At 49.9% G+C, this 6,074-nt stretch carries 6 protein-coding genes; 5 read left to right on the top strand and 1 reads right to left on the bottom strand.

The features are described 5' to 3' along the window. The 5 genes from glmS to PHW04_10610 all read left to right on the top strand — a co-directional run. Positions 1-1,093 (top strand): glutamine--fructose-6-phosphate transaminase (isomerizing) (gene glmS, locus PHW04_10630; protein MDD2716332.1); only part of this gene is annotated, 1,093 nt, incomplete at its 5' end. A 10-nt stretch (positions 1,094-1,103) separates the two neighbouring features. Continuing rightward, positions 1,104-2,525 (top strand): RNA polymerase factor sigma-54, encoded by a 1,422-nt coding sequence (gene rpoN, locus PHW04_10625; protein ID MDD2716331.1) that lies wholly within the window; start codon positions 1,104-1,106, stop codon positions 2,523-2,525. Between the two features lies 1 nt (position 2,526). Next, positions 2,527-2,946: a tRNA (adenosine(37)-N6)-threonylcarbamoyltransferase complex ATPase subunit type 1 TsaE gene (tsaE, locus tag PHW04_10620; GenBank protein ID MDD2716330.1), complete on the top strand. Its 420-nt coding sequence runs from the start codon at positions 2,527-2,529 to the stop codon at positions 2,944-2,946. Next, entirely contained in the window at positions 2,933-3,553 is a 621-nt protein-coding gene (locus tag PHW04_10615) for a hypothetical protein (protein ID MDD2716329.1), read from the top strand. Before tsaE ends, PHW04_10615 begins: the two co-directional genes overlap by 14 nt. Beyond that, on the top strand, positions 3,537-4,913 hold the full coding sequence (locus PHW04_10610) for a CDP-alcohol phosphatidyltransferase family protein (protein ID MDD2716328.1): 1,377 nt from the start codon (positions 3,537-3,539) through the stop codon (positions 4,911-4,913). The genes PHW04_10615 and PHW04_10610 overlap by 17 nt, the downstream gene beginning before the upstream one ends. Here the strand turns inward: PHW04_10610 and PHW04_10605 are convergent. After that, positions 4,897-6,051: a DUF362 domain-containing protein gene (locus PHW04_10605; protein ID MDD2716327.1), complete on the bottom strand. Its 1,155-nt coding sequence runs from the start codon at positions 6,049-6,051 to the stop codon at positions 4,897-4,899. The genes PHW04_10610 and PHW04_10605 overlap by 17 nt on opposite strands. Positions 6,052-6,074: the final 23 nt, after the last annotated feature.

Here is a 6,074-nt window from a genome sequence, read left to right as displayed (position 1 = left end):
GGACGGATATGATCATTTCATGCTGAAGGAGATCATGGAACAGCCAAGAGCCCTGCAGCAGACGATCGGCACCTATTTCAAGATCGCTGAAGGAATCGACTTTGAAAATTTCCAGATCAGCAAGGACCGCGCAGCAGAGCTGAAAAAGATTTTCATCGTGGCCTGCGGCACTTCATATCATGCGGGACTGGTCGGAAAATACTGGCTGGAACGCTTCAGTGGATTACCCGTGGAAGTTGATTACGCTTCTGAATTCCGCTACCGCGATCCTTTGATTGAAAGCGACCACTTGGTGATAGTGATTTCCCAGTCAGGTGAGACAGCGGATACGCTGGCAGGGTTGAGGCTTGCCAAGGATTTTACCGAAGATACCCTGGGCCTGGTGAACGTGGTAGGCAGCACCATCACCAGGGAGGCCCGGCATGTGATCTATACCCACGCCGGTCCTGAGATCGGTGTGGCTTCCACCAAGGCTTTCACCACCCAGCTGGCAGCACTTCTGCTTCTCTCCATCCATCTGGGGAGGCTGAGAGGGAAGATCACCCTGCCGCAGATGAAAAAATTCCACAAAGAAATGAAGAAGCTTCCCCAGGTAATGGAAACCTGCCTTTCACAGCAGGATAAGGTGGCCTGCGTGGCTGGGAATCTTGCCAACTATTCCCATTTTCTTTTCCTCGGACGTAATCTGGATTTTCCCATCGCCCTCGAGGGAGCCTTGAAACTCAAGGAAATCTCTTACCTCCACGCAGAAGCATATCCAGCCGGAGAGATGAAGCACGGCCCGATCGCTCTGATCGACGAAAAAATGCCCACAATTGCCCTGGTGACCAGAAACCGCGTGCAGGAGAAGATTTTTTCCAATCTCCAGGAAATCAAAGCCAGGAAAGGCATGGTTGTAGGAGTGGTCAGCAGCGGAGACAGCAGAGCCAAAGAGCTGCTCGATCACTGTCTGGAAGTCCCGGAATTTGAAGAATATATGATGCCGATCCTGAACATTGTTCCGCTGCAGCTTTTAGCTTATCACGTAGCCAAGGGGCGCGGCTGCGATATCGACAAACCCCGGAATCTGGCTAAAAGCGTAACTGTGGAATAGCGAGGCTGCCATGCCGGATCTTACACAAGTACAAAAACTTGAAACCAAGCAGATCCAGATCCAGACTCTGACTCAGAAACAGATTCTTTCTTTGAATATTCTGCAGCTTCAAAAGGCCGAACTGGAGCAGATAATCGAAAAGGAACTGGAAACGAATCCTGTGCTGGAAGAGGAAGAACAACCCCAGGAGGCAGCTCCTGAAACAAACGTGGAAAAACCTGCCGAACCGCCTGCTTATATTGAAAAAATTGATTATGAGTGGCAGCAGGAAATCGAAGATGACGGATATCTGCCTAATCCTAAGTATCAGAACGACGAAGAAGACAAGAGTTTCGAAAAATTTGTCAGCCGCAATGAATCCCTGGCCGAATACCTGCAGAAGCAGCTGCGTCTTACAGTGAACGAACATGACCTGAAAATCGGTGAATTTTTAATCGGAAATCTCAGCCATGATGGATTTCTGAGGATCTCCCTTGAAGAAGCCTCAAAATACCTGAATGTCACAGAAGACGAAGTCGAATCTGTGCTCTATCTGCTTCAGGAACTAGGCCCTACCGGAGTTGGTTCCAGGGATTTGAAGGAATGCCTTTTCCTCCAGTACCTGGAAAAGGAAATGGAAAACGAGGTCGTGGCCGAAATAATTCAGAATCATCTGGAGGATCTTGGCAGGAACAAGCTCCGGGACATTGCCCGCAAGCTTCATGTATCCATCGAAGAAGTCAAGGAAGCTTCAGAAATCATCAAGCGGGATTTTTCCCCCAGGCCGGCGATAGACGCTTTCGTGACAGATGATGACAATTACGTACCTGACCCTGACATTATAATGAGCGAGGATGAAAACGGCCTGCTGAAAGTGGAACTCAACGAGAAGGGGTTGCCAAGACTCCGCAGGAACAAATATTACCTTCAGCTGATGATGAAAAAAGGAAACCTGACCAAGGACGCTGAGAGGTACCTGAAAGAGCGTTCCCAGGCCGCCGAGGAATTCATCAACAGTATCGAGAAGAGACGTGATACCCTGCTTGCGATTGCCAATCATATCCTGGAACGCCAGAATGAATTTTTCTATAAAGGGATCCGCTATCTCAAACCATTCACCATCAAGGAAACTTCAGAGAAGGTGGGAGTGCATGAATCTACTGTTTCCAGAGCCGTGAACAACAAATACATGGCTACTCCCCGTGGGATGTACGTTCTGCGATTTTTTTTCACCACCGGTTATACCAGCGAGACCGGGGAAGACTCGTCGCGTGAATCAGTCAAAGATCTGCTCAGGGAACTGGCGGACGGGGAGAACAAGAAACATCCATATTCCGACCAGAAATTGGTGGAGATGCTCAAACAGAAGGGAGTTGTGCTGGCAAGGCGTACTGTCACAAAGTACCGTGAAGAACTTGGAATCCCCTCTGCCAGCAAAAGGAAGGAATTCTGATTTGGAATATTTAAGCACAAGCCCGGAAAAAACACTGAACCTGGCAGGCGATTTCGGAGTACGCCTGCAGAAAGGGAATCTTGTTTCCATTCTGGGTGGACTGGGATCAGGAAAAACAATTTTTGTGAAGGGCATCGCCGGCAGCTTAGGCATTCCGCAGGATGCAGTGAAAAGTCCCACCTTCGCATTGCTCAACCAATATTGCGGGAGTCGGGGAATACTGTATCATTTTGATTTCTACCGGCTGGTGTGCGAAAATGCGGGCTATAGATTCGACTGGAATGAGATACTGAGTACCGGGATTGCGGTTGTCGAATGGGGGGAAGCCTGTCCGGAACAACCAGACTATACAGTAAAGATAGACAAACTGTCCGGAGATGAACGCAGGATTGTCATCGAAGGCAGCCATGAACCTTTTTAGCCTGGACTGTCACCGTCGCGAGTTCAATTTTACGATTGTCTGGGAGGGTAAAAGGTATTTCTTTCAGAGCTGCGACGACTCTGAGACGATCGGTGATTACTTGCGGGCGATTGCAGAAGCTTATGGGATCAGGCTTTCAGAGCTCGAAATCTTCGCCGGCTGCGGTGGACCCGGTTCCTTTACCGGATTGAAATCCGCCCTCAGCTTCCTGTTTGGACTGTCGGGCGGAAATGCAGACAGAGTCAGGCTGATCCCGACTTTTGTCTGTTATGAAAAACTGTTTCAGAATGGATCCGGGAATTTCGCAGTGGTTCTGCCCGCTGGTATCAAGGACTACTATCTGCACTTGACCGGGAAAAATCCGCAACTGGTAGATGATACACAACTTGTCTCAGAAACAAGTGCCTGTTCGGTATATTGTGGAGAGCGGAATCAAATGCTTGACCGTCTGGGAAAGACTTATCTTCCCGGACAGTGCCTGTCACAGGTGATGGCAGATCTGGAATCTTTTGACGAATACAGGGGGCTTGAAATTTTCTATCTTAAATCTCCGGGTATAACCATGAGAAAGGAAAAAAAGGCCGGTTCGTATGGAAAATCCGCATAGTAATCTTTACACCTGTATAAAAGACCATGGTGCAAATATAATCACAACACTGAGGATCTTCGGCGTTTCGCTGATTTTCTGGTTTACACCATTTCAAAGTTCACTGATGCAGCTGTTCGTGATCGTGATCTATATCCTGATTGCCACGACAGACGCATGGGATGGCTGGTTCGCTAGAAAATACGGACGAGTTACGGAAACCGGCAAGATACTTGACCCGATCGCGGACAAGATCCTGATCCTGACCCTGCTTCCACTCCTGGAAATGCAGGTTATCACATCATTCCCCGTGTTTGTGATCCTGGCGCGGGAGTTCGCTATTTCTGCGCTGCGGATCAGAGCCGCCCAGCTCGGCCAGCAGATCGAGGCCAAGAAACTGGGCAAGATCAAGACAGCCTTCACCATGCCATTGCTCGGCATTCTGCTCGGCATGGTTCATGCACCGGACAGCCAGGGAATTCCATTCGTGCTCTGGCCGCTCTATCTTTTGATGAAATGGGTGCAGAGCTGGCCCAAAATCATCATCCTGACCTATATCTGGCTGGTAGTGATCATCACCCTGATCTCATTCTTCGATTATTTCAGAGAATACATCATCGGCTATCTGAAGCTGCAGAAATTTCCCAAGCGGGATATCAGCTGGTACAAGGCCGCAATTCCCAACACTTTCACAGTCCTCAACTTCAGCATGGGCATACTGGCATCCTATCTTGCCTTTGAAACCCATTACGGACTGGCCGTGCTCTGCATCATTCTCGGCATCTTTGCGGATGCGGTAGATGGCCCTCTGGCGCGTAAACTGAAGATATCAAGCAAGTTCGGAGCAAGGCTTGATTCCAAGGCTGACCTGATCTCTTTCGGGATTGCGCCCACTGTGCTGATTTTCCGATATTTCAGCGATCCTGATGCTTTCATGACCAACCTGAGCGTGGAGATCACAGGCACGATCGGATTTTTCCTCGCTCTTTTATACGCCTTCAGCGTCTGGTACAGGCTGAACAGATTCGACAAGCAGCAGGGACATACGGAGTTCTTCGCCGGCCTGCCGTCGCCTGTCGGCGCAGCGCTCGTGCTGGTCAGCGCGATTTCCCCGTATCTCAACACACTGAAAGTATTTCCCTGGATCGTGCTGTTTTCATCACTGCTGATGGTGTCCAGGGTACCCTATGCTCATCTTGGAGTTGCCAAGAAACGTAAATTTTTCCTGCTGCTGGCGGTCTGCACGATCCTCGCCAGCTTACTCACTTTCGCCAAACTGCTGGAAGTGAGGATACTGGAAGAAATCTACGCCTTCGAGATGCTCTTTGGCGTGATCATGCTGTACGTGATCTCGCCATTGTTCATCAGAACGAATCGGTAACTAATTTTCCGGTTAACACTTTCATCACCCAGCTCTTCTTCAAACCTACCGCATGATGCGGGCACAGTTCGTGGCAGCACAGGCAGCGCGTGCAGAGCTTGTAATCAATTCTGAGTTCCGGACTGATGGCTTTCGCAGGACAGGAATTTTTGCAGACCATACATTTTCTACAGCGGCGGGATAGAATTTCCGGGTCAACCGAAATCAGCAGTCTGACCGCGATTTTAAGCAGCAGATTAGGCAGCGCGTGCAGCAGGGAAAAGCGTCCTTTCTTGAAATCCCTGATAGGAAAACCGTCGAGAGAATCTCCTGCGATTCTGATCGATTTGCGTTCTGCGATTCCCAGGCCGCGGCTGTGGGCGGATTTCAGAAATCCGACCTGCATGCTTTTAAACCCCATGACCCAGGCAGCCACGCTGTCCAGAGAGATAGGATCAAGGCTCGCGAGGATCAGGCCGACTTCCCTTTTTGTCCCCTGATTCGGGCCGTTTCCTTCCATGGCCCAGACAGCGTCCATCACCGAGAAATGCGGTTTGACAGCCAAAAGAAGATCAGCAACCGCTTCCCCGAGCGCGCGGGAATTCGGCCCCATCCTGTGCAGGTCGAGTTTGCCTGTTCCGGGAATCAGGCCCATCAGATTCTTGACTGCACCTGTGATCATTGTTTCCACGTGGGTCTTCATTTTTGGTACTGAAACCAGGATGTCAATTTCATCAAGCAGGGAAGAGAGGCTGACTGAACCGAGAATTTTTCCGTTGATGAAAATTGTTTTTGCGCCTTTTCCGTCCAGGTTGACGAAAGGAAAACCTGACTCATCCAGAGCGGATTTGAGACCGCTGGTTTCCGCAGCCCTGGCTGTTTTTCCGTAACTAACCCCTCCTGAGGATTCACCGACAATCACTTCCGCCCCTCGTTCCCGGAGAATCACTGCCAGCTGTCTGACTACCTCGAAATGGGTGCAGACGCAATCTTCAGGGCGGGTTTCTCTGAGCAGGTTCGGCTTGAGCAGGACTTTTTTATCCTTGAAACTATAAGTAGCCAGGACTCTGGAATTTTCAAGCACGCTCAGCAGCGCTTGTTTTACTGCAGCGGGTTCATATGCAAGGCAGCGGGTTGCTGCGACAATGGATTTATGCATCCGGATTATTCTGCTGGAATTGT

This window comes from Candidatus Wallbacteria bacterium (assembly GCA_028687545.1).
In the GTDB taxonomy this organism is placed as follows: Bacteria; Muiribacteriota; JAQTZZ01; order JAQTZZ01; family JAQTZZ01; genus JAQTZZ01.
Note: the sequence above shows the minus strand (reverse complement) of the source record. Positions and strands in the feature narration are given on the sequence as shown.

Coding starts and splice junctions, on each gene's coding strand:
- PHW04_10615 (MDD2716329.1), top strand. CDS start 2,933: ATGAACCTTTTTAGCCTGGACTGTCACCGTCGCGAGTTCAATTTTACG.
- rpoN (MDD2716331.1), top strand. CDS start 1,104: ATGCCGGATCTTACACAAGTACAAAAACTTGAAACCAAGCAGATCCAG.
- PHW04_10605 (MDD2716327.1), bottom strand. CDS start 6,051: ATGCATAAATCCATTGTCGCAGCAACCCGCTGCCTTGCATATGAACCC.
- PHW04_10610 (MDD2716328.1), top strand. CDS start 3,537: ATGGAAAATCCGCATAGTAATCTTTACACCTGTATAAAAGACCATGGT.